Origin of the sequence: Polaromonas aquatica (assembly GCF_042659145.1) — a bacterium.
GTDB classification, from domain to species: domain Bacteria; phylum Pseudomonadota; class Gammaproteobacteria; order Burkholderiales; family Burkholderiaceae_C; genus Polaromonas; species Polaromonas aquatica.
In genome coordinates this window covers 267,114-287,234 of the sequence record NZ_JBHSRS010000084.1, presented here as the reverse complement: position 1 = coordinate 287,234, position 20,121 = coordinate 267,114, and the positions used below count along the sequence as shown (strand labels likewise).

General features: G+C 57.4%; 19 protein-coding genes. 7 read left to right on the top strand and 12 right to left on the bottom strand.

Annotated features, from left to right (window positions below):
• The first annotated feature begins 124 nt into the window (after window positions 1-124).
• On the top strand, window positions 125-3,643 hold the full coding sequence (gene dnaE / locus ACFQND_RS22535; RefSeq protein ID WP_371439779.1) for a DNA polymerase III subunit alpha: 3,519 nt from the start codon (window positions 125-127) through the stop codon (window positions 3,641-3,643).
• 66 nt (window positions 3,644-3,709) lie between these two features.
• Here the strand turns inward: dnaE and tolA are convergent, their stop codons facing one another.
• The 10 genes from tolA to ribD all read right to left on the bottom strand — a co-directional run bounded on the left by tolA (window position 3,710) and on the right by ribD (window position 11,490).
• Window positions 3,710-4,609 (bottom strand): cell envelope integrity protein TolA, encoded by a 900-nt coding sequence (gene tolA / locus ACFQND_RS22530; RefSeq protein ID WP_371439778.1) that lies wholly within the window; start codon window positions 4,607-4,609, stop codon window positions 3,710-3,712.
• Window positions 4,610-4,626: 17 nt separating this feature from the next.
• Window positions 4,627-5,058 (bottom strand): biopolymer transporter ExbD, encoded by a 432-nt coding sequence (locus ACFQND_RS22525; protein WP_371439777.1) that lies wholly within the window; start codon window positions 5,056-5,058, stop codon window positions 4,627-4,629.
• Between the two features lie 18 nt (window positions 5,059-5,076).
• Complete coding sequence (gene tolQ, locus ACFQND_RS22520; protein WP_371439776.1) at window positions 5,077-5,769, bottom strand: protein TolQ; 693 nt, start codon at window positions 5,767-5,769, stop codon at window positions 5,077-5,079.
• A 15-nt stretch (window positions 5,770-5,784) separates the two neighbouring features.
• Window positions 5,785-6,225, bottom strand: coding sequence for a tol-pal system-associated acyl-CoA thioesterase (locus ACFQND_RS22515; protein ID WP_371439775.1), 441 nt, complete (start codon window positions 6,223-6,225; stop codon window positions 5,785-5,787).
• A complete protein-coding gene (locus ACFQND_RS22510; protein ID WP_371439774.1) occupies window positions 6,218-7,438 on the bottom strand; it encodes a pyridoxal phosphate-dependent aminotransferase in 1,221 nt (406 codons plus the stop codon). Before ACFQND_RS22510 ends, ACFQND_RS22515 begins: the two co-directional genes overlap by 8 nt.
• 26 nt (window positions 7,439-7,464) lie before the next feature.
• Entirely contained in the window at window positions 7,465-7,974 is a 510-nt protein-coding gene (nusB, locus tag ACFQND_RS22505) for a transcription antitermination factor NusB (protein WP_371439773.1), read from the bottom strand.
• A gap of 61 nt (window positions 7,975-8,035) precedes the next feature.
• Complete coding sequence (gene ribH, locus ACFQND_RS22500; protein ID WP_371439772.1) at window positions 8,036-8,500, bottom strand: 6,7-dimethyl-8-ribityllumazine synthase; 465 nt, start codon at window positions 8,498-8,500, stop codon at window positions 8,036-8,038.
• 27 nt (window positions 8,501-8,527) lie between these two features.
• Window positions 8,528-9,631, bottom strand: coding sequence for a bifunctional 3,4-dihydroxy-2-butanone-4-phosphate synthase/GTP cyclohydrolase II (gene ribBA / locus ACFQND_RS22495; protein ID WP_371439771.1), 1,104 nt, complete (start codon window positions 9,629-9,631; stop codon window positions 8,528-8,530).
• A 2-nt stretch (window positions 9,632-9,633) separates the two neighbouring features.
• Window positions 9,634-10,278, bottom strand: coding sequence for a riboflavin synthase (locus ACFQND_RS22490; RefSeq protein ID WP_371439770.1), 645 nt, complete (start codon window positions 10,276-10,278; stop codon window positions 9,634-9,636).
• Between the two features lie 108 nt (window positions 10,279-10,386).
• Window positions 10,387-11,490 carry a bifunctional diaminohydroxyphosphoribosylaminopyrimidine deaminase/5-amino-6-(5-phosphoribosylamino)uracil reductase RibD gene (gene ribD / locus ACFQND_RS22485; RefSeq protein WP_371439769.1) on the bottom strand — a complete coding sequence of 368 codons (1,104 nt, stop codon included), beginning with the start codon at window positions 11,488-11,490 and terminating at the stop codon, window positions 10,387-10,389.
• Between the two features lie 145 nt (window positions 11,491-11,635).
• Here ribD and ACFQND_RS22480 point away from each other — a divergent pair, with 145 nt between their 5' ends.
• From ACFQND_RS22480 to ACFQND_RS22455, 6 genes are read left to right on the top strand one after another with little or no spacing between them, the layout of a single operon-like run.
• Window positions 11,636-12,214 (top strand): GspH/FimT family pseudopilin, encoded by a 579-nt coding sequence (locus ACFQND_RS22480; RefSeq protein WP_371439768.1) that lies wholly within the window; start codon window positions 11,636-11,638, stop codon window positions 12,212-12,214.
• Between the two features lie 15 nt (window positions 12,215-12,229).
• Window positions 12,230-12,793, top strand: coding sequence for a type IV pilus modification protein PilV (pilV, locus tag ACFQND_RS22475; RefSeq protein WP_371439767.1), 564 nt, complete (start codon window positions 12,230-12,232; stop codon window positions 12,791-12,793).
• On the top strand, window positions 12,790-13,719 hold the full coding sequence (locus ACFQND_RS22470; RefSeq protein WP_371439766.1) for a PilW family protein: 930 nt from the start codon (window positions 12,790-12,792) through the stop codon (window positions 13,717-13,719). Before pilV ends, ACFQND_RS22470 begins: the two co-directional genes overlap by 4 nt.
• On the top strand, window positions 13,716-14,282 hold the full coding sequence (locus ACFQND_RS22465) for a pilus assembly PilX family protein (protein WP_371439765.1): 567 nt from the start codon (window positions 13,716-13,718) through the stop codon (window positions 14,280-14,282). Before ACFQND_RS22470 ends, ACFQND_RS22465 begins: the two co-directional genes overlap by 4 nt.
• A gap of 10 nt (window positions 14,283-14,292) precedes the next feature.
• On the top strand, window positions 14,293-17,805 hold the full coding sequence (locus tag ACFQND_RS22460; RefSeq protein WP_371439764.1) for a pilus assembly protein: 3,513 nt from the start codon (window positions 14,293-14,295) through the stop codon (window positions 17,803-17,805).
• A 38-nt stretch (window positions 17,806-17,843) separates the two neighbouring features.
• Complete coding sequence (locus ACFQND_RS22455) at window positions 17,844-18,281, top strand: type IV pilin protein (RefSeq protein ID WP_371439763.1); 438 nt, start codon at window positions 17,844-17,846, stop codon at window positions 18,279-18,281.
• Window positions 18,282-18,306: 25 nt separating this feature from the next.
• Here ACFQND_RS22455 and nrdR read toward each other — a convergent pair whose 3' ends face one another.
• Window positions 18,307-18,756 (bottom strand): transcriptional regulator NrdR, encoded by a 450-nt coding sequence (nrdR, locus tag ACFQND_RS22450; protein ID WP_371439762.1) that lies wholly within the window; start codon window positions 18,754-18,756, stop codon window positions 18,307-18,309.
• Between the two features lie 107 nt (window positions 18,757-18,863).
• Entirely contained in the window at window positions 18,864-20,108 is a 1,245-nt protein-coding gene (glyA, locus tag ACFQND_RS22445; protein WP_371439761.1) for a serine hydroxymethyltransferase, read from the bottom strand.
• Window positions 20,109-20,121 lie beyond the last annotated feature (13 nt).

Here is a 20,121-nt window from a genome sequence, read left to right as displayed (position 1 = left end):
CGGGAATTGTAGGCAGGTAAGCGCGGGGCAGTAGGCGGAGTGGGGACTTTACAAATAGGGGCCGCGGAACCTGCTTCGCCGGGAGTTACACGTAGTGAACGACCGTGGGGGCTAAAATTCTTCGATGTTTGTCCATTTACGAATCCACACCGAGTTTTCAGTCGTCGACGGGACCAACCGCATAGATGAAATCGTGGCTGCCGCAGCAGCAGACCAGCAGCCGGCACTGGCGATCAGTGACCTGAGCAACCTGTTTGGCACTGTCAAGTTTTACAAGGAATGCCGTGGCAAGGGCGTCAAGCCGTTGATCGCTGCGGATGTGTGGGTACAGGTGCCGGGCAAGGACGCTGCATCTCCTCCTGCGCGTATGCTGTTGCTGGTGCAAAACCACAGGGGTTACCTGAATTTGTCCGAATTGCTCACGCGCGCGTGGACGCGCGGCGTGGTGCGCGACCAGGCCATCATCAGCCTTGAATGGCTGGGTGAGCTGAATGAGGGCCTGATCGCGTTGTCGGGTGCGCAGCGCGGCGCCATCGGGCAGGCGCTGGTGCAGGGCGACGACGCGCGGGCCGTGGAGTGTGCGCTGCACCTGGCGGGAATGTTTCCGCACCGTTTTTACATTGAACTCCAGCGTGCCGAGCAGGCCGACGATGCGCGGCATGTCAGCGCTGCCGTGCAACTTGCTGCACGCCTGAATCTGCCCGTGGTGGCAACACACCCTGTGCAGTTTTTGACTTACGACGATTACGAGGCGCATGAAGCACGGGTGTGCATCGCCGAGGGCGAAATCCTGGGCAATGCCCGCCGCGTGCGCAAGTTCACGCGTGAGCAGTACTTCAAGTCGGCGGAGCAGATGGCGCAGCTGTTTGCCGACATTCCGTCCGCGCTCGCCAATACGCTGGAAATCGCAAAACGCTGCAACCTCAAGCTGGAACTCGGCAAGCCCATGTTGCCGGATTACCCCACGCCTGAAGTCAATGGCGTGCGCATGCCAGCCGATGACTACTTCCGCCAGACTTCCTTTGAAGGCCTTGAAGAGCGACTCAAGCACTTGTACCCGAATGAAGCCGTGCGTGACGAAAAGCGGCCTGCCTATGTGGAACGCCTGGAGTTCGAGATCAACACCATCCTGAAGATGGGTTTCCCGGGCTACTTTTTGATCGTGGGTGACTTCATCAATTGGGCCAAAAACAACGGCTGCCCGGTGGGCCCGGGACGGGGCTCGGGTGCCGGCTCCCTGGTGGCCTATGCGCTGAAAATTACCGACCTGGATCCGCTGCAGTACAACCTGCTGTTCGAACGTTTCCTGAATCCCGAGCGGGTATCCATGCCCGACTTCGATATCGACTTTTGCCAGAGCAACCGCGACCGCGTCATTGATTACGTCAAGGACAAATACGGCCATGCGGCGGTCAGCCAGATCGTGACCTTCGGAACCATGGCGGCACGTGCGGCCATTCGTGACGTGGGCCGGGTGCTGGACTTTCCCTATGGATTTTGCGACGGCATTTCCAAACTGATCCCGAACAAGCCGGGTCAGGCCGTCACGCTGCAACTGCTGCCCGCCGAACGTAAAAAGAATGACAAGCAGGTGTACGCGCTGGAGGCCGAACCCCTGCTGGCCGAGCGCGAGGCCAAGGAAGAAGACGTTCACACCCTGCTCGAGCTGGCCCGCAAGCTCGAAGGCCTGACCCGCAACGTCGGCATGCATGCTGGGGGGGTGCTGATCGCGCCGGGCAAGCTGACCGACTTTTGTCCGCTTTACCTGCAGCCCGGCAGCGGCTCGGCGGTGAGCCAGTATGACAAGAACGATGTGGAGGCGATCGGCCTCGTCAAGTTCGACTTTTTGGGCCTGGCGACGCTGACGATCCTGGAGATCGCGCGAGAGTTCATCATTGCCCGGCACCCGACACAAAAGGACTTCAAGTTCGAGAACCTGCCGCTCAACGATGCGCGGACCTATGCCTTGTTTGCCGAGGGCAAGACCGAAGCCGTGTTCCAGTTTGAAAGTACCGGCATGCAGCGCATGCTCAAGGACGCCAGGCCGAACCGGCTTGAAGACCTGATTGCGATGAATGCGCTGTACCGGCCGGGCCCTATGGACCTGATACCGACCTACATTGCCCGCAAGCAGGGGCGAGAGGAGCCGGAGTACCCCGATCCGCGCGTCAAGCCCATGCTGGAGGAGACCTACGGCATCATGGTCTACCAGGAGCAGGTGATGCAGACCGCGCAGATCCTGGGCGGTTATTCGCTCGGTGGTGCGGACATGTTGCGTCGCGCCATGGGTAAAAAAGACGAGAAGGAGATGGCGTCGCAGCGCGAAATCTTCCGCAAGGGCGCGGGCATCAATGGACTGAGCGAGGAAAAGGCCGACGAGGTTTTTGACTTGATGGAGAAGTTCGCAGGCTACGGCTTTAACAAGTCGCACTCTGCTGCTTACGCGCTGCTGGCTTACCACACGGCCTGGCTCAAGGTGCATTACACCGCCGAGTTCTTTTGCGCCAACATGACGGTGGAAATGGACGACACCGACAAGCTCAAGATCCTGTTTGGCGATGCGCAAAAAATGGGCCTGTCCTTCGAGTCACCCGATGTGAACCGCGGCAATTACCGTTTTGAACCGATCACCGACAAAAGCATTCGCTACGGCCTGGGCGCCGTCAAGGGAACCGGCCAGCAGGCCATTGCCGCGATCGTCGCTGCGCGTGAAAGCGGCGGGGCGTTTACCTCGCTGTACGATTTTTGCGTGCGTGTTGACAAGTCAAAACTCAACAAACGCACGGTTGAAGCACTGATCAAGGCAGGCGCTTTTGACAACCTGCATTTGAACCGCGCCGAGCTGCTGGCATCGGTGGATCGCGCATTTGAATTTGCCGCCGCGGCCGAGGCCAATGCCAACCAGACCGGCCTGTTCGACATGGACTCGCATGCGGCCAGCACACAGGAGCCGCCGCTGGTGCCCGCTGTGCCGTTTGGCGTCAAGGCGCGTCTGGTGCTGGAAAAGACCGCGATTGGTTTTTACCTGTCCGGCCACCTTTTTGATGAGGTGGAGCTTGAGGTGCGCAAGTTTGCCAAGCGCAAGATTGAGGACCTGATGGATTCGCGTGACCAGCAGTTGCTGGCGGCCATCGTCACGGACCTGCGTGTCATCAATGGCCAGCGCGGCAAGGTGATTATTTTTAAACTGGACGATAAAACGGATGTGATCGAAGCCTCCGTTGATGAAGCCACGTTCAACACCTATCGCAACCTGCTCAAGGACGATGAGTTTGTGGTTGTCCAGGGAACGCTGCAAGGCGCTTCCGAGCGATTCGGCCGCCGCTTCAAGGTCACGCAGGTGTGGGACTTGGAAACGGCGCGTTGCAAGTTTGGCAAGTACCTGCGCGTGGCGGTCAACGGTTCTGCACCGGATATTTCACGCATGGTCCGCGACTTTCCGCCGCGCCGTGAAATGACGGAACAGGGCGAACTGGTGCGTGGTTTGCCGGTGCGCCTGAGCCTCAGGCGCGATGCCGATTTCGGCTCGGTAGGCGCCGACATCGTGCTTGACGAGCGGGCGAAATTTTTCCCGACCGATGCTGCACTGTCCAGCTGGATGGCACAGGCCGACAAGGGGATGGCTCAGATCGTTTATGAGTAAAAAGAGGCTGTAGCCCAGGAGGAATGAGCGCAACCAGCTATTGAATTAATAGCGGGTTTTCAGCACTCAGTCCTTGGGCCGGAACTCAAGAATCATGGGCGTGGGAACCCGGCCGTCAACGTCGCGCGGCATGCTGCCGGTGCGGATGATGGCCTTGATCACTGCATCGTCCCAGGCCGCATTGCCGCTGGACTTGACCAGGCGCTGGCTGATGATGGTGCCGTCAGGCGTGGTGCGCACTTCCACTTCGGCGGTCGGATTGCCCGCGACGTCATCGGTAAACACCACATTGGGTTTGACCTTGGCCCTGACCTTGCCGCCGTAGCTGCCAGAAGGCCCGCTGGATTTTTGTGCGGTACCGCTTGCATTTGGCGCACCGCTTGCACCAGCCAGACCCATCATGCGATTCAGGGCTTCCTGGCGCTGCTTTTGCGCCGCCGCCTGGGATTGTTTGTCGGCATCCTGTTGCCTGGCCTGTTTCTGGGCTTCAAGCTTTTTGGCTTCCTGCTGCGCGGCCAGGCGTTTGGCCTGTTCTTCCTTGGCCTTTAACTCTTTTTCCTTTTCCTTTTCCTTTTCTTTTTTGGCCAGAGCTTCTGCTTTTTGTTTGTCCAGCGCCTTTTGGGCTTCAAGCTCTTTTTGTTGTTGCAGCAGCTTGCGCTTTTTCTCCTGCTCCAGCGCAATGTCTACATCGGGTGCAGGCGGTGTGGTTTTCACTTCCGGTGCTTTTGGGGCCGGTTCCGGCGGCGGCGGTGGCGGCGCCTCAACCAGTTTTGGCGCGGCCGCCTGCGGAACGCTGGACCATAGCTCGGCCTCGAAGGACACGGATTGATCCGAACGTTTCCAGTTCACGCCCCAGGTCAGCGCAGCGATCAGCAGGATGTGGACCAGCAGGGCCAGGCCAAAGGCGCGCACCGAACCTGCGTCGCGCGGGGGCGCAAAATCCAGTCTGTCTGTGGCGCTGGGCATAAGCAGGGTTTACGGCCTTATTTGCCGGTCTGCACGGACAGGCCGACGCGCGACACCCCCGCTTTTTGCAGGGCATCCATGACCTTGACCACGGTTTCGTACTTGATGGACTTGTCGGCGCTGATCACCACGGGCACAGCGTCAGCGCCCGCCTTGACCTTCGGTTCCATTTTCACGATGTCGCTTGCGACATTGCCCACGTTGCTGGGTATGGCATCGGTCTTGACCTTGATCTGGATGGTCTCGTCCTTGCTGATCATGATCTGGATGGGATTTTGCGGCTGGCTTGGCGCCTTGCCGACCTTGGGTAGCGCAATCATGCTTGGTGTGATGAGCGGCGCCGTCACCATGAAGATGATGAGCAGCACCAGCATCACGTCAATGAAGGGCACCATGTTGATTTCACTGATGGTACGGCGGCCCCGGCCACGCGAAGAGACTGCTGGCATGGCAATCTTCCTTCGTACTTAGTGACCCGAGGGCGACTGTGCCCCAAGGTTGCGTTGCAGGATGTTGGAGAACTCTTCGATAAAGGTTTCCAGCTTGTTGGCGATGCGGTCTATGTCGTGTGCAAAACGGTTGTAGGCAACCACCGCCGGGATGGCAGCAAACAGGCCTATGGCGGTCGCGACCAGCGCTTCCGCAATACCGGGCGCCACGGTGGCCAGGGTGACCTGTTCCAGCGCGGCCAGCCCCGTAAAGGCATGCATGATGCCCCAGACCGTGCCGAACAAACCTACATACGGAGACACGGAACCGACCGTTGCCAGAAAGGACAGGTTGGCCTCAATGGCGTCGAGCTCGCGCTGGTAGCTGGCGCGCATGGCGCGGCGCGCGCCGTCCAGCAGCGTGCCTGCATCGGTTATGCGGCGTTCGCGCAGTTTCTGGTACTCGCGCATGCCACTGGCAAAGATGCGTTCCATGGGCCCTGAGATTTTTGCGTTCTGGGCGGCACCTGCAAACAGGTCGTTCAGGCTGGTGCCGGACCAGAATTCGCGGTCGAAGTCCTCGTTGAGTTTCTGGACCCGCTTGAGTGCAACGACTTTCCTGAAAATCGCAGCCCAACTGGCAACGGATACGCCAACCAGTAGTGCGACCACAGCCTGAACGACCCAGCTCGCGTGGAGAATAAGGCTGACGATGGATAAATCTTGGTTCATATTGAAGTTTTAAATTCAGGTTTTCAGGCTGTCAAGGATGCTTGCCGGAATCCGCATGGGCTGCAGGTTTGAGGCATTGACCCAGCCGATGCGTATGGTGCCTTCACAGAGCAGGGTAGCAGACGTGCCGGAGCCCGGGTTTTCTGCATGCTCTGCTTTTAATAGCGCCTGCTGCCGGATTATCATGGACGCACGACCTGCCTCGACCAGACTCGCTGTAACAACAAGTTCATCATCCAGGCGGGCAGGGCGCAGATAACGCACGCTGGTTTCACTGACAACAAATATGCCGCCCGTGCTTTCCTTGAGGCGCTGCTGCTCGATGCCCAATGATCTGAGCCACTCGGTGCGTGAACGTTCAAAAAATTTCAGGTAGTTGGCATAAAACACAATGCCGCCGGCATCCGTGTCTTCCCAATAAACGCGCAGGGGCCAACTGAAATCCGGTTTATCCAATGACCGCCTCCAGCCGTTTCACTGCCTCACGCAGATGCTCCATGGAACTGGCCGTGGAAAAGCGTATGTACTTTTCCGGCGCTGCATGCCCGAAGTCACGTCCTGGTGTGACGGCCAGGTGTGCGCGTTTCATCAGCTCGAAAGCGAAATCCCAGCTGCCGCCGGTGCCGTCTGGCCTGGCGTCGGCAATACCCCAGCGCCTTGCGATGTGCGAGCAATCGGCGTAGGCGTAAAACGCCCCGTCGGGCATCACGGGGACGGTCAGGCCCAGCCGGTTGAGCTCGGGAATGAAGTAGTCGCGCCTGGCCCTGAACTCTCCCCGGCGGCGTTCGTATTCGGCCAGGCTTTCAGCTTCAAAGCAGGCCAGGGCTGCATGCTGGGCAACCGTGCTGGCGCAGATAAAGAGGTTTTGCGCGATGCGCTCTATGACCGGTACCAGGACCTCGGGCACAACCAGCCAGCCGAGCCGCCAGCCCGTCATGTTGAAGTACTTGCTGAAGGAGTTGATGCTGATGATGTTTTGGCCCAGCTCGCCGGGCATGGCCAGGGCTGTGTGGCCGAAATGCTCTTCGTAACTCAGGCCCAGGTAAATTTCGTCAATCAGGGTAATGCCGCCGCGGCCATGCACAAACTCGTGGATGCGTTGCAACTCTTCCGGGGCAATCGATGTGCCCGTAGGGTTTGAAGGTGAGGCCAGCAAGACGCCGCGGGTATGTTCCCCCCATGCGGCTTCAACCTTGGCGCGGGTCAGCTGAAAGCGTTCTTCGGCCGTGGTCGGGATCAGCACTGAGCGTCCTTCGGCCGCGCTGACGAAATGCCGGTTGCAGGGGTAGCTTGGGTCCGGCATCAGGATCTCGTCACCGGCCTCTATCAGCGCCAGGCAGGCCAGCTGCAATGCGGCCGAAGCGCCGGCGGTGATGACGATGCGGCTGGGGGCAACATCGACATTGAAGCGTGAGGCATACCAACCGCTGATTTTTTCGCGCAACTCGACCATGCCCATGGCCTGGGTGTACTGAGTGGCGCCTTGCCGGATGGCCCTGGCGGCGGCTTCCTGCACCAGCGGTGGTGCGGTGAAGTCCGGCTCGCCAATGTTCAGGAAAATCATGGGGTCGCTGGTGTGCGCCACTTTGCCGGCCAGGCTGGCGGCTGCCTTGGCAACCTCCATGACATAAAAGGGCTCAATCCGTTCGGCCCGCTGGGCAATTTTCACGGCATGCCTTTCGTGGTCTCAAGAGATTATTTGGCGTTGTCGGCTGCGACTTCTGCGGCACGCAGCGAGGGTGCCATTTTGTGCAGCACGCCGTTGACATACTTGTGCCCGTCGGTGCCGCCAAAGGCCTTGGCCAGTTCAATGCATTCATTGATGACCACGCGGTAGGGCACATCAAGGCAGTTCTTGAATTCGTAAACGCCTATCCAGAGCACCGCATGTTCAATCGGTGAGATCTCTGCCATGGGACGGTCCAGCAGCGGGATGATGCTTGCATCCAGTGCTGCGGCGTCATTGATGGAGCCGTGCAGCAATGCATCGTAGTGCGCCGAGTCGGCTTTGTGAAAACCTACTAAGTCACGGGTAAATGCATCGATGGAGTCAGCCTCGTTGCGGCCCACCAAGTGCTGGTAAAGAGCCTGCATGGCAAATTCACGCGCGCGGGTGCGTGGTGATTTGTCGGCCGCTTTCTTGACGCCCGTGTCGGTCAGGCCGGTACGGGTTTGCGGAGGTCGTTTGGGTTTGGGTTCAGCCATGGAGCGCCAGTTATGTGGAGAGTTGTTTCAGGAGATAGCGTTCAAGCAGGCTTGATGCGGCTCAGGCAAGTTCATTGAGCAGGTTGGCCATTTCGACGGCCACGCGCGCGGCGTCCCGGCCTTTTTCGTCCTGGCGGGCCTGCGCCTGCACCAGGTTTTCAGTCGTCAAAATTGCGTTCGCAATCGGCAACTGGTAGTCCAGCGCCAGGCGCGTTACCGCCGCGCCGCTTTCATTGGCCACCAGCTCGAAATGGTAGGTCTCGCCGCGGATGATGCAGCCCAGGGCAATCAGGGCATCGTATTTGTCGCTCTCGGCCATGGCCTGCAGTGCAGAGGCGACCTCCAGCGCACCCGGCACCTTGACGTGCGTGATGCTTTTTGCATCCACGCCCAGCGCGGCAAGCTCCTGCCTGCAGGCGTCGGCCAATGCATTGGTAATGCTTTCGTTAAAGCGCGCCTGCACGATACCGATGGCGAGTTTTCTGCCGTCCAGCTTGTCGGCGGATCCTTTTTCTGCACCAAACACGATGAGTTCCCTTTGATTTATAGACTGTTATTTGTTGATGTAGCCGACGATCTCGAGGCCGTAACCGACCATGCTGGGCATGCGCCTGGGGTTGCCCAGCAGGTTCATTTTGTGCACGCCGCAGTCGCGCAGGATTTGCGCGCCTATGCCATAGGTACGCAAGTCCATGCGGCCGCGCTCCGGCGCCTGGCTGGCGCGCGCCGTGCCTTCAAACTGCTCCAGCAGCTGTGCGGCACTTTCGCCGCAATTGAGCAGCACGGCAACACCTTTGCCCTTGTCGGCAATATGCCGCAGGCTTTGTTCCAGGTTCCAGGAGTGCATGGCGCGCCCGGTTTCAAGTGCATCCAGCACCGACAGGGGCTCGTGCACGCGCACCTCTACCGTATCGTCCTGCGACCACTGTCCCTTGACTAGCGCCAGGTGCAGTCCCTGGCTGGGTTTGTCTTTAAAGGCATGTGCGGTGAATTCGCCGAAAGCGGTGTTCAGTGTGCGGCTGCCGATTTTTTCAACCAGCGATTCGTTGCGGCTGCGGTGTTCGATCAGGTCGGCAATGGTCCCGATCTTGAGTCCGTGTTCGGCGGCAAAAACCAGCAGGTCCGGCAGGCGGGCCATGGTGCCGTCGTCTTTCATGATCTCGCAGATCACGGCAGCAGGCGTGCATCCGGCCATGGCTGCCAGATCGCAACCTGCCTCGGTGTGGCCGGCGCGCATCAGGACGCCGCCATCCACCGCTTGCAGCGGAAAAATATGACCCGGCTGGACCAGGTCACTGACCTTGGCGTCTTTGGCGACAGCTGCTTGTACGGTGCGTGCGCGGTCTCCGGCGGAAATACCCGTGGTGACGCCTTCCGCGGCTTCGATGGATACGGTAAACGCGGTGGCGTGTTTGGTGCCGTTGCGTGTGGCCATGGGCGGCAGTTGCAGGCGCTCGCAGCGCTCGCGCGTGAGCGTCAGGCAAATCAGGCCGCGGCCAAAACGCGCCATGAAGTTGACGGCTTCAGCCGTCACATGGTCCGCAGCAAGGACTAGGTCGCCCTCGTTTTCGCGGTCTTCCTCGTCAATCAAAATGACGATTTTGCCGGCGCGCATGTCAGCGACGATGTCTTCTACAGGGGAAATTGCGACAGTCATGTTCAGGCTTTCCGTATGTCTTTGGAAGTGTCTTGCAGCATGCGTTCAACATAACGCGCGATCAGGTCAATCTCGAGGTTTACTTTGGAGCCTGCCGCCAGTTGGCCCAGTGCGGTGTTTTGCACGGTATGGGGAATCAGGTTGATGCTGATCTCGCAGCCCGAGTGGTCGGGCAGGTCCAGGACCTGGTTGACTGTCAGGCTGATGCCGTTGACCGTGATTGAGCCTTTGTAAGCCATGTATTTGGCCAGCTCTTGAGGGGCTTGTATGCGCAGTTCCCAGCTTTCACCGACTTCCGCAAAATGCGTGATGCTGCCGATGCCGTCCACATGGCCGGCCACGATGTGGCCACCCAGGCGGTCATGGGCGCGCAGGGCTTTTTCAAGGTTGATGATGCCGGTTTCGGCCAATCCGGTGGTTTTATCCAGGGATTCGGCGGAAATGTCGATGGCGAACCGGTTGTTGGCGGTATCGAGTGACACGGCCGTCATGCAGGCGCCGTTGAGCGCAATGCTGTCGCCCAAGCCTACGTCATCGAGGTAACCCGCAGGCGTTTCAATGGTGAGTCGCTTGCCATGGTCTGAAGAGCTGCCCAGGCTTTGGATGGCGACGATGCGTCCCAAGCCGGTGATGATTCCGGTAAACATCCCCCCATTTTCGCAGGGATTCAAGCCATTACGGCAGGGACGGGCACTAATCAGGCATTAAAGGGAGGCGAAAGCCGGTTTGGCGACCTCTTGGAGGGGGCAATGTGCCTAAAACTGGTCCCGCCCGGCGATTCGGGCCAGCACGCGCAGGTCGTTGCCCAGCATTTCAGTGGACAAAAACTGCAGGTCAATGGCGTCGGCGAGGCTTTCCAGGGGGCCAAACGAGGCCATGCCCTGCGCGGTGCCCAGAAGCTTGGGCGCCATGTAAAGCAGCACTTCGTCCACCAGGCCTTCGCGCAGTAGCGAACCATTGAGCTTGTGGCCGGCTTCGACGTGAAGCTCGTTGACTTCGCGCTGCGCCAGGTCGCGCAGCATGGCGGCAAGGTCAACCTTGTTGTTGGGGCCAGGCAGGTAGGTTACGACGGCACCGCGGGCTTCCAGTGCTGCCTTTTTTACATCATTTCGCTCTGCGGCGTAGATGTATAGCGCGCGACCAGCTATAAAAAGATGAGCATCCAGCGGCGTTTCAAGCCGGCTGTCCACGACCACCAGATGCGGCTGGCGCGGCGTATCGACAAGCCGTACGTCAAGGCGGGGATTGTCTTCAAGCACGGTGCCTATGCCGGTGAGCACCGCACAGCTGCGCGCCCGCCAGGCATGGCCATCGGTACGCGCGGCTTCCCCTGTGATCCACTGGCTCTGGCCGTTCATCAGCGCTGTTTTACCATCCAGCGAAGCTGCCATTTTCATGCGCACCCAGGGCGTTTTGCGGATCATCCGGCTGAAGAAACCGATATTGAGTTCACGTGATTCGGTCGCACCCGGGCCTACTTCGACCTCGATACCGGCTGCACGCAGACGCGCAATGCCTTGGCCCGCAACCAGCGGATTGGGGTCCTGGATAGATACGACGACCTTTTTGATGCCCGCGGCAATCAGGGCATCGCAGCATGGGCCTGTGCGGCCGTGGTGCGAGCAGGGTTCGAGGGTGACGTAGGCGGTTGCGCCTGCGACCGAGTTGCCTTTTGCGGCTGCGTCGTGCAGGGCCATGATTTCGGCGTGTGGACCGCCGCGATGTTGGGTGTGGCCTTGTCCAAGAAGTGCGCCATCGGGTGCGGTGAGAACGCAGCCCACTCGCGGGTTGGGCGAACTGATGCGAAGGGCCTGACGCGCATTTTCGAGCGCCATTGATGTGTACCGATCGATCTGCATGCAGCTTGATTTCCAAATGTTGTCAGATTGTTGGCGTATTCAATCAGGGATGTTCCTGTCATTGTATTAACCGTTTGGCGCCTGCTTGCCCGCGTCTGTCGGTTAGCGCTACCGTGACTCTCTGAATAGAAACTACCATGCGGCCATGTACCGAATTCCGGCAAACCGGGGGTTCACCCTCATTGAACTCCTGATCACCATAGCGATTGCTGCATTGCTTTTGACGCTGGCAGTGCCATCCATGCTATCAACGATAGAGGGGAGTGCCGTAAACAGGCACGTTACAACTTTCATCAGTGCACTGCGGTATGCGCGTTCGGAGGCGATTCGGACTGGCGTGCCGGTCGTAATGTGCCGTAGCGCCAACAGCGAGAGTGCAACACCGACATGTACTACTGCGTCGGGGGGCTGGGAAACGGGGTGGCTCATTTTTGTGAATCGCGATCTTGATGCATCCAACAACTACAGCTCTTCAGGGAACGATAGCCTTTTGAGGGTGCAGGGCGTGCTTTCTGATAGTGGCGGTATCCTTAAAACATCGGGGGCTGCCGTTAATAAATTTGTGTTTCGTCCTACCGGTTTGCTGAGTGCAGGCGCTGCGAGCTTTACTTTTAATTCCGCATCGCTGAATGGCGCGCAGCAAAAACTGGTGTGCATCTCGATGCAAGGGCGCGCCCGGATTCTGAGTGACTCTAATGCCAGTTGCACCGGTTCTGATTCGTAAAGACAGGGTTTGTCCATGGGTATCAGATTTATTACCGTTGCACCCTCCGCTCAAAAGGGAGCCTCCTTGCTCGAAGTCTTGATTGCGATTGTGATCATGTCTTTCGGCTTGCTGGCAATGGGGGGGTTGACCGCAGCGTCGATTCAATATGGAAAGATGGCGCAGTTTCAGACCGTGGGAGTCCAGCTCGCATCGGACTATGCGGACCGAATGCGCGCCAATGCCGATGGGTTCATGGCAAGCGCGTACGACAAAACCGCCGTTTACTCGTCGGTAACCACGGCCATTACCGTACCGACGTGTGCTGTTGCTTCAAAGTGCACGAGTGCGGAATTGGCCGCTATCGATGTTGCGGAATGGCGTAATAGCCTTCGCACAAGCTTGCCCGGTGGCGATGCCTACGTGTTGCGTGACACCACCAACCCTCCCGCGGTAGATATCTGGGTTATGTGGGCGGATCCCAGTCTTAAAGCAGGGACTGACACCTCACTCATTACCGCTGGCAGCAGCAGTTGTCCGGCCGCCGCGTTGTCAGGTTCAACGGTACCTCACTGTCTTTATTTTCGGGCTGGAATATGAAGCCTCCAAAGAAAGTCTTCCTTTACCAGAGTGGGGTTAGCCTGATTGAGCTGATGATCTCGATCACTATTGGCGTGGTGATTCTGGGCGCGATCCTGGCTGTCTATTCCGCGACAAGTTCAACCGGCAAGCAATCTGAAACAGCAACCCGCATGAGCGAGGATGCTGCGGTAGCCATGAATTACATGGCCGGCTATATACGGATGGCTGGCTTCAGTTTTCCGCAGGCCAATGTACCTGTCAACACGGCGGTATCCGGGACGGGCACGGTACAGGTAAATGACAGCAATTTTGCAGGGGCGGGCGTGCGGGGTTGTGATGCGGGTTTTAGCAACCCGACCGTGAGTACGACACTTTCGTTGACTTGCAATTCGGGAACCGGTACGGCGGCCATATCTGTGCGTTTTGAGGGTGATGCGTACAACACCGGGCCATCTGGCGTCAATCCTACAGATTGCCTGAGTCAGGCTGTTAATGCGGCGACCAGTTCTGACTTTAATGGTGGCCCTACGTATTCGTTGGTTGAGTCACGCTTTTACGTCAAGACGGGCGCCAATAGTGGTACGCCGGAGTTGTATTGTGGTGGAAATGGCGGCGGTAGCAATTTTGTCGCCCAGCCGATCATGCAGTATGTTGAAAGTTTGGTGTTCACCTATGGCGTGGCAGATGACGTGTCCTCCCAGGTCGTGACAAGTTATTTAACGGCCGCAGGTGTTGATTTATTGCCAGGAAGTGTGGACCAGCGTTGGTCGCGCGTAGTCAGTGTGAAGGTCTGTCTGGTCATGCGCAGCGAAATGCCGGATCAGAATACACCGGGTTCGTATATCAACTGCGCGGGCAACTCCGTGGCATCAACGGACCGGTTTTTGAGGAAAGCCTTTCGGTCCGTGGTTACGCTGCGAAATCGCGGGGCACTTTCATCATGAGCACAACTCTTTCCAGGGGCGAGCGCGCATTGCGCGCAAGAAGACACCAAAAAGAGAGTGGGATCGTATTGATTCTTGCACTGATTTTGTTGGTGGTCATTTCTACCGTCGCGGTCCTTGCTGTCAGGAATTCGATCTCGGGTGAGCAGGTGTCAAATAATTTGAGGGTCAGTGCGGTCGCGACTCAGGCCGCTGAAACCGCTTTGCGTTATTGTGAGAATCAGGTGCTTAGCAGGGTATCTACGCTTGTTATTAACACCATGCCTCTTAACAGCACCCAGACTGTTCCTAATTTATGGGCTTCGCGGACAAACTGGACTACTGGCGTGGCGAATACGGTGACCGCAGCAATTTCGAATTCCTCGAATGCTGCTGGCCGTACGGTCACAACATTGCCGGGTTGCATGATTGAGAAATACCCGCTTGTTACTCTGCAGGGCGGCCCAGCGCGCGAGTCCTATCTGATTACCGCGCGAGGTTATAGCCAGGACTACAGCACTAATTCAAGCGGACAGGTTAAATCAGGTAGTGAAGTTTGGCTGCAGTCAATTCTGCGGCAATGAGGACGGTTCCATGAAGCAGTTTATTTTCCGGGTTTTATTTGGAGTCGTTGTACTGTTGAGTGGGGGCCTTACTCATGCGCAAGTAGCTCAGACGCCCCTCATCGTTGGGGGGGCTGCGGTCCCTCCCAATCTGGTGTTTACTTTCGATGATTCGGGTTCAATGGCTTTTGAATGCTTGCCTGAAGCATTGTGCATTAGCGGTAAATATGTTGGCAGCATGCCAAGCGCTACCTCAACTTTTAAAAGTGGAGTTGCTACTTACAACGCCACGACTCTCTTTGTAAGGCAACTGAGATCGTCTGCGACCAACAGTCAATATTACAACCCGGCGATTACATACTCTCCATGGCTAAAGTCTGATGGGACTTCGTATCCGACTTATCCCGCTACGGCGGCGCCGGCTGATCCCAGAGTGCCGCTTACTGTGGTTAACCTCGTGGCGACACAGACGTTCACGACCTCTTTTTGCACAGATGCATCCACATGTTCGAATTCTTCACAAAGTTTGTATCCCGCGCAGTACTGGAAGTTAATTAGCGGGACCGGAACTGCGGTTGGTAACTTCACACAGACCTTTATCACCGGAACGGTTTCAACGACCTTTTCAAAAGATCCCAACCGCACCGACTGCGGGCTGCCAGCGGTGACCGTTTGTACTTTGGCGCAGGAGCAGCAGAATTTCTCCAATTGGTTTACTTATTACCGGAGCAAACTGCTTGCCGCCATTGGGGGTACGGCAACTGCCTTTTATTCATTGCCGGTGTCTTATCGATTGGGGTATGGGCGAATCAACCAATCTGCCAGCATAAGTATTGATGGGGTCAACTCAAATACGTTGCTACGAGGCTTGCGGTCGTTCACGGGGACGGACCGTGACTCTTTTTACACGTGGCTTTTTTCTCTTCAGGTTGATCCGGGCGGTACGCCATTACGTCGTGCCATGGGCGCCGTAGGAGAGTATTACAGCAGGTCAGACAATAAGGGGCCTTGGGGTGCTGTGCCTGGAACCGAGGATACGACTGCGCATTTGACGTGTAGAAGATCATTTCATTTACTGATGACTGATGGAAGCTGGAATGGGGCTGCTGCATCAAACGCTGGCGCAACGGGCAATGTGGACAACACCAGCTTGACTACGCCGATTACTGGTCCAAACGGTCAAAGTTATACATACACACGTGCCTATCCCTATCGGGACAATTTCTCTGGAACGTTGGCGGATGTTGCCATGTACTACTGGAGTAAGGATCTCCGCACTGATTTGGCCAACGAGGTCAAACCGACCGCAGGTGACCCCGCCTTCTGGCAGCATATGGTGAACTACACCATTGGATTCGGCGTCAACGGTAACTTGGTCAATCCAGATGATCTGCCAGCCTTGACGGCAAATACAAAATCTTGGGGCGACCCTAGTAATGATGACAATAATAAAGTGGATGACCTTTGGCATGCCGCTGTTAACAGTCGTGGCCTATCTTTAAGCGCGGCTGACCCGCAACAATATGCCAATGCTTTGCAAGCTGTTATCAGTAATATTGACGAGCGTAATGGCAGCGATGCGGGGGTGGCTGTATCGGGGCGTTTTCTGTCGTCAGACTCAAGAAAATATGTTCCGGAATACAGGACCAATGTCTGGACCGGCGAATTGTCCGCCGTTACGCTGGATTCGAATGGCAACGATGCGACGGTCGCGTGGCGAGCTTCGGAGCATTTGCCTGCGGCTGCCGCGCGCAATATTTTTACCTTTAAGGATGCGACAACCAAGGGGATCAGCTTCACCTGGGCCAGCTTGACGGCGCAAAGCATGACTGCAACTCTTGGTGTTAGTGCTGCGGCAGGTCCGGGATTGGTCAATTACCTGCGTGGTGATGCGACGGGCGAGGGCACGACTTATAGGGCCCGTGCAAAAAAACTGGGTGATATTATTAACTCCTCCCCCTCGCTGGTAAAAGATACGGTGGACATGCAGTACGATTTTCTGCCCTCTACTACCGGCACAACAGGAACATCGGTCGCAAAGTACTCTTACAGGGAGTTCCTTCGGAACAAAACATTCCGTGTCGCACAGGTGTTTGTCGGGGCCAATGATGGAATGTTGCATGCTTTCAGTGATGTGAATGGCACGGAGACTTTTGCATTCATGCCGAGAGCGGTACTTGGCAAGGTCAATGCACTAAGTCAGACCCCATATGATCACCAGTATTACGTGGATGGGCCAACTATTGAATCGGATGTATTTGATTCGAGCTTTGGCACAACAGGGGGCTGGCGAAACCTTGTGATTGCAACTGGTGGTGCGGGTGCCAAGAACATTTTTGCCATCAATGTGCCGGTGCCGAGTTCACCAACAGGAAGCGGTACGTTGACCACGACATTGATGCCCCCCGGTGCGAGCGATATTCTTTGGGAAAATACAAATACGGGCAATTTCGCCGAGCTTGGGTATTTAATGCAAACGGCGGAAGTCGGTTTGATGCGAAATGGCCAGTGGGCCGTCATTGTTGGTAATGGCTACGAAAGCGCCAGTGGCAGAGCGCAGCTATTTGTTATCGATGCATTGAGCGGGGCGCTTATTAAACGGATAGATACAGGTATTCCTGTTGCCGGAGGAGGCAATGGTTTAAGTGGTGTCCGGGTGGTGCGTGATTTGCAGCAACGCATCGTTGCAGCATATGCTGGCGATCTTATGGGTAATCTATGGAAGTTTGATTTCTCCAGTACCTCGTCCGCTAACTGGGCTGTTGCCTTCGGTAGCACCGCATTGGTTCCCAAACCGCTATTTTCCGCAGTTAACAGGAATGCTCAGGTTGAGCCGTTTACTGCTGCACCAACCTATGTTGTACATCCCTTGGGTGGGACGTTGGTATTGGCTGGAACTGGCAAATTGTTTGAGACGGCTGATACAAATAATACCCAGGAGAGGACACTTTACGGTCTATGGGATCAGGTCAAGGTTGGGGATGACTCCAGCGTCGCGACTTATGCAATTGCCGGGACTGCGACATTGGTTTTGCAGCAGCTTTCCGTCACCGTCACGGTTTCTGCTGGTACCCCCGCGCAGTCTGTCACTTACTACACCTCGACAAACAATACGGTGGACTACGCAACGAAACGTGGTTGGCGCTTCCCCCTGACTGTTCAGGCAGGGCAACGTATGATTTACGACCCTCAAGTAGCCTTGGGTCGGGTGTTTTTTGAAACGATTGTGCCTGGTGCGGCCGTGCAGACCTGCCAGGCGACCAATGGCATTGGCATCAATTTCGTTCTGGACCCGTTTAGTGGCGCCGCTGGCACCGGTGGCCCAACGTTTGATACCAACGGGGATGGCTTCATTGACAACAATGACTTGACTTCGGCTATAGGCTATCAGACAGGGGCCGATGGCAGTGATGGTATCTTGATAAAACCCGGAGGCAGGTCGCAAGGCGTAACGGTGTCGCCCAACACCAGCAGGTTATTTCAAGGTGACAGAAACTCAATTCGGCGCACCTGGAGGCAGATATTCAGCCCTCCTTCATCGTAGCCGCCTGGTCGAAATTGCGTTCTAAATGTGGAGCAGGTATGAGAAATCGCGGTTTTACTCTCATTGAGTTGATGATTGTGGTTGCAATCGTTGCCATTATTTCAGCAGTAGCATTGCCGAGTTACAACAACTCGATTGCCAAATCACGGCGGGCAGAGGCGCGCGGGCAATTACTTGAAACCGCGCAGTTCATGCAGCGCTTCTATTCGCAGAATGATAGTTTTAGCCAGGATCGTGCAGGAAATGCTGTCGCAGTACCGACTGCTCTGGCGACAGTGCCCAAGACCGCAGCAGCAGGTGCTGGTACTTACAGTATCAGTTTCTCGGGTACGCCTACGGTAGCTACATTTACCGTCCAGGCAGTTCCTGTTGTGGGAGGGCCCATGGCAACAGACAAATGCGGTTCTCTATTGCTGGACAACACCGGCCGTCGAACCATCTCTGGCACGGTAACAGTTGAGGAGTGCTGGAGATAGTCGGGAAAAGGAATGGGCGGGTGAACTACCGCCTCACCTCATCCACCAGCGTCTTGAACTCATCAATGTCTTCAAAACTCCGGTACACGCTGGCAAAGCGTATGTAGGCTACCTTGTCGAGCTTTTTCAGTTCGCGCATGACCAGCTCGCCCAGGCGGTTGGATGCGACTTCGCGGATGCCCAGGCTCAGTAATCTTTCCTCGATGCGCTCGATGGCCGAGTCGATCTGTTCGGTGCTGACCGGGCGCTTGCGCAAGGCCAGGTTCATGGAGCCGAGGATCTTGCTGCGTTTGTATTCGATGCGGCGGCCGTCCTTTTTGACAATCGCCGGGAAGGTGACGTCGGGCCGTTCGTAGGTGGTGAAGCGTTTTTCACACGCGCCGCACTGGCGGCGGCGGCGTATGAAGTCTGCGTCTTCGGATATCCGGGTTTCGACAACCTGGGTCTCAAGATGGCTGCAAAAAGGGCATTTCATGGGCTTTTCCTGAAATTATGGGCATTTTGTGCCGCTGGCCCCGGTGGATTGTGCGCCGCCAGCTATTAAAAACATAGCGGCTGCGCACTTCATTTGACGCAGTCCGTTTAACGGTAAACCGGGAAGCGGCTCGTCAGGGCGTGAACCTTGGCGCGCACGGCTTCGATGTTGGCTGCATCACGCGGGTTGTCGAGCACGTCCGCGATCAGGTTGGCTGTCAGGCGCGCTTCTTCGTCCTTGAAGCCGCGCGTGGTCATGGCCGGGGTGCCTATACGCACGCCGCTGGTGACCATTGGCTTTTCCGGGTCGTTCGGGATGGCGTTCTTGTTGATGGTCATGTGGGCGCTGCCCAGCACGGCCTCGGCTTCCTTGCCGGTGATGCCCTTGGCGCGCAGGTCGACCAGCATGACGTGGCTTTCGGTGCGTCCGCTCACGATGCGCAGGCCGCGCTCGGTGAGGGTGTCGGCCACGATCTGGGCATTCTTGACCACCTGTTGCTGGTAGGCCTTGAACTCGGGCGCCATGGCTTCCTTGAAAGCGACGGCCTTGGCGGCAATCACGTGCATCAGCGGGCCGCCTTGCAGGCCGGGGAAGATCGCGCTGTTGATGGCCTTCTCGTGCTGCGACTTCATCAGGATGATGCCGCCGCGCGGGCCGCGCAGGCTCTTGTGGGTGGTGGAGGTGACCACGTCGGCATGCGGCACCGGGTTGGGGTACACGCCCGCGGCCACGAGGCCGGCGTAGTGGGCGATGTCGACCATGAAGATCGCGCCGACGTCCTTGGCCACCTTGGCGAAGCGTTCGAAGTCGATGCGCAGCGAGTAGGCCGAGGCGCCCGCGATGATCAGCTTGGGCATGTGCTCGTGCGCCTTGCGTTCCATCGCGTCGTAGTCGATGGCTTCGTTGGCGTCGAGGCCGTAGCTGACCACGTTGAACCACTTGCCGCTCATGTTCAGCGCCATGCCGTGGGTCAGGTGGCCGCCTTCAGCCAGGCTCATGCCCATGATGGTGTCGCCGGGCTTCAGGAAAGCCAGGAACACGGCCTCATTGGCCGAGGCTCCGCAATGCGGCTGCACGTTGGCGGCATCGGCGCCGAAGATTTGCTTGACGCGGTCAATGGCCAGTTGCTCGGCCACGTCCACGTGTTCGCAGCCGCCGTAGTAGCGGCGGCCGGGATAACCTTCGGCGTATTTGTTGGTGAGCTGCGAGCCTTGCGCGGCCATGACGGCGGGCGAGGCGTAGTTTTCGCTGGCGATCAGCTCGATGTGGTGTTCCTGGCGGGCGTTTTCGGCCTGGATGGCAGCGAAAAGCTCGGGATCGGTTTGTTCAACAAGAATGTTGCGGTCGTACATGGCAGTCCTTTAA

Excerpts from the sequence above, each read along its gene's own strand:
- dnaE (WP_371439779.1), top strand. The coding sequence starts at position 125 with ATGTTTGTCCATTTACGAATCCACACCGAGTTTTCAGTCGTCGACGGG.
- tolA (WP_371439778.1), bottom strand. The coding sequence starts at position 4,609 with ATGCCCAGCGCCACAGACAGACTGGATTTTGCGCCCCCGCGCGACGCA.
- ACFQND_RS22525 (WP_371439777.1), bottom strand. The coding sequence starts at position 5,058 with ATGCCAGCAGTCTCTTCGCGTGGCCGGGGCCGCCGTACCATCAGTGAA.
- tolQ (WP_371439776.1), bottom strand. The coding sequence starts at position 5,769 with ATGAACCAAGATTTATCCATCGTCAGCCTTATTCTCCACGCGAGCTGG.
- nusB (WP_371439773.1), bottom strand. The coding sequence starts at position 7,974 with ATGGCTGAACCCAAACCCAAACGACCTCCGCAAACCCGTACCGGCCTG.
- ribBA (WP_371439771.1), bottom strand. The coding sequence starts at position 9,631 with ATGACTGTCGCAATTTCCCCTGTAGAAGACATCGTCGCTGACATGCGC.
- ACFQND_RS22490 (WP_371439770.1), bottom strand. The coding sequence starts at position 10,278 with ATGTTTACCGGAATCATCACCGGCTTGGGACGCATCGTCGCCATCCAA.
- ribD (WP_371439769.1), bottom strand. The coding sequence starts at position 11,490 with ATGCAGATCGATCGGTACACATCAATGGCGCTCGAAAATGCGCGTCAG.
- ACFQND_RS22480 (WP_371439768.1), top strand. The coding sequence starts at position 11,636 with ATGTACCGAATTCCGGCAAACCGGGGGTTCACCCTCATTGAACTCCTG.
- pilV (WP_371439767.1), top strand. The coding sequence starts at position 12,230 with ATGGGTATCAGATTTATTACCGTTGCACCCTCCGCTCAAAAGGGAGCC.
- ACFQND_RS22470 (WP_371439766.1), top strand. The coding sequence starts at position 12,790 with ATGAAGCCTCCAAAGAAAGTCTTCCTTTACCAGAGTGGGGTTAGCCTG.
- ACFQND_RS22465 (WP_371439765.1), top strand. The coding sequence starts at position 13,716 with ATGAGCACAACTCTTTCCAGGGGCGAGCGCGCATTGCGCGCAAGAAGA.
- ACFQND_RS22460 (WP_371439764.1), top strand. The coding sequence starts at position 14,293 with ATGAAGCAGTTTATTTTCCGGGTTTTATTTGGAGTCGTTGTACTGTTG.
- ACFQND_RS22455 (WP_371439763.1), top strand. The coding sequence starts at position 17,844 with ATGAGAAATCGCGGTTTTACTCTCATTGAGTTGATGATTGTGGTTGCA.
- nrdR (WP_371439762.1), bottom strand. The coding sequence starts at position 18,756 with ATGAAATGCCCTTTTTGCAGCCATCTTGAGACCCAGGTTGTCGAAACC.
- glyA (WP_371439761.1), bottom strand. The coding sequence starts at position 20,108 with ATGTACGACCGCAACATTCTTGTTGAACAAACCGATCCCGAGCTTTTC.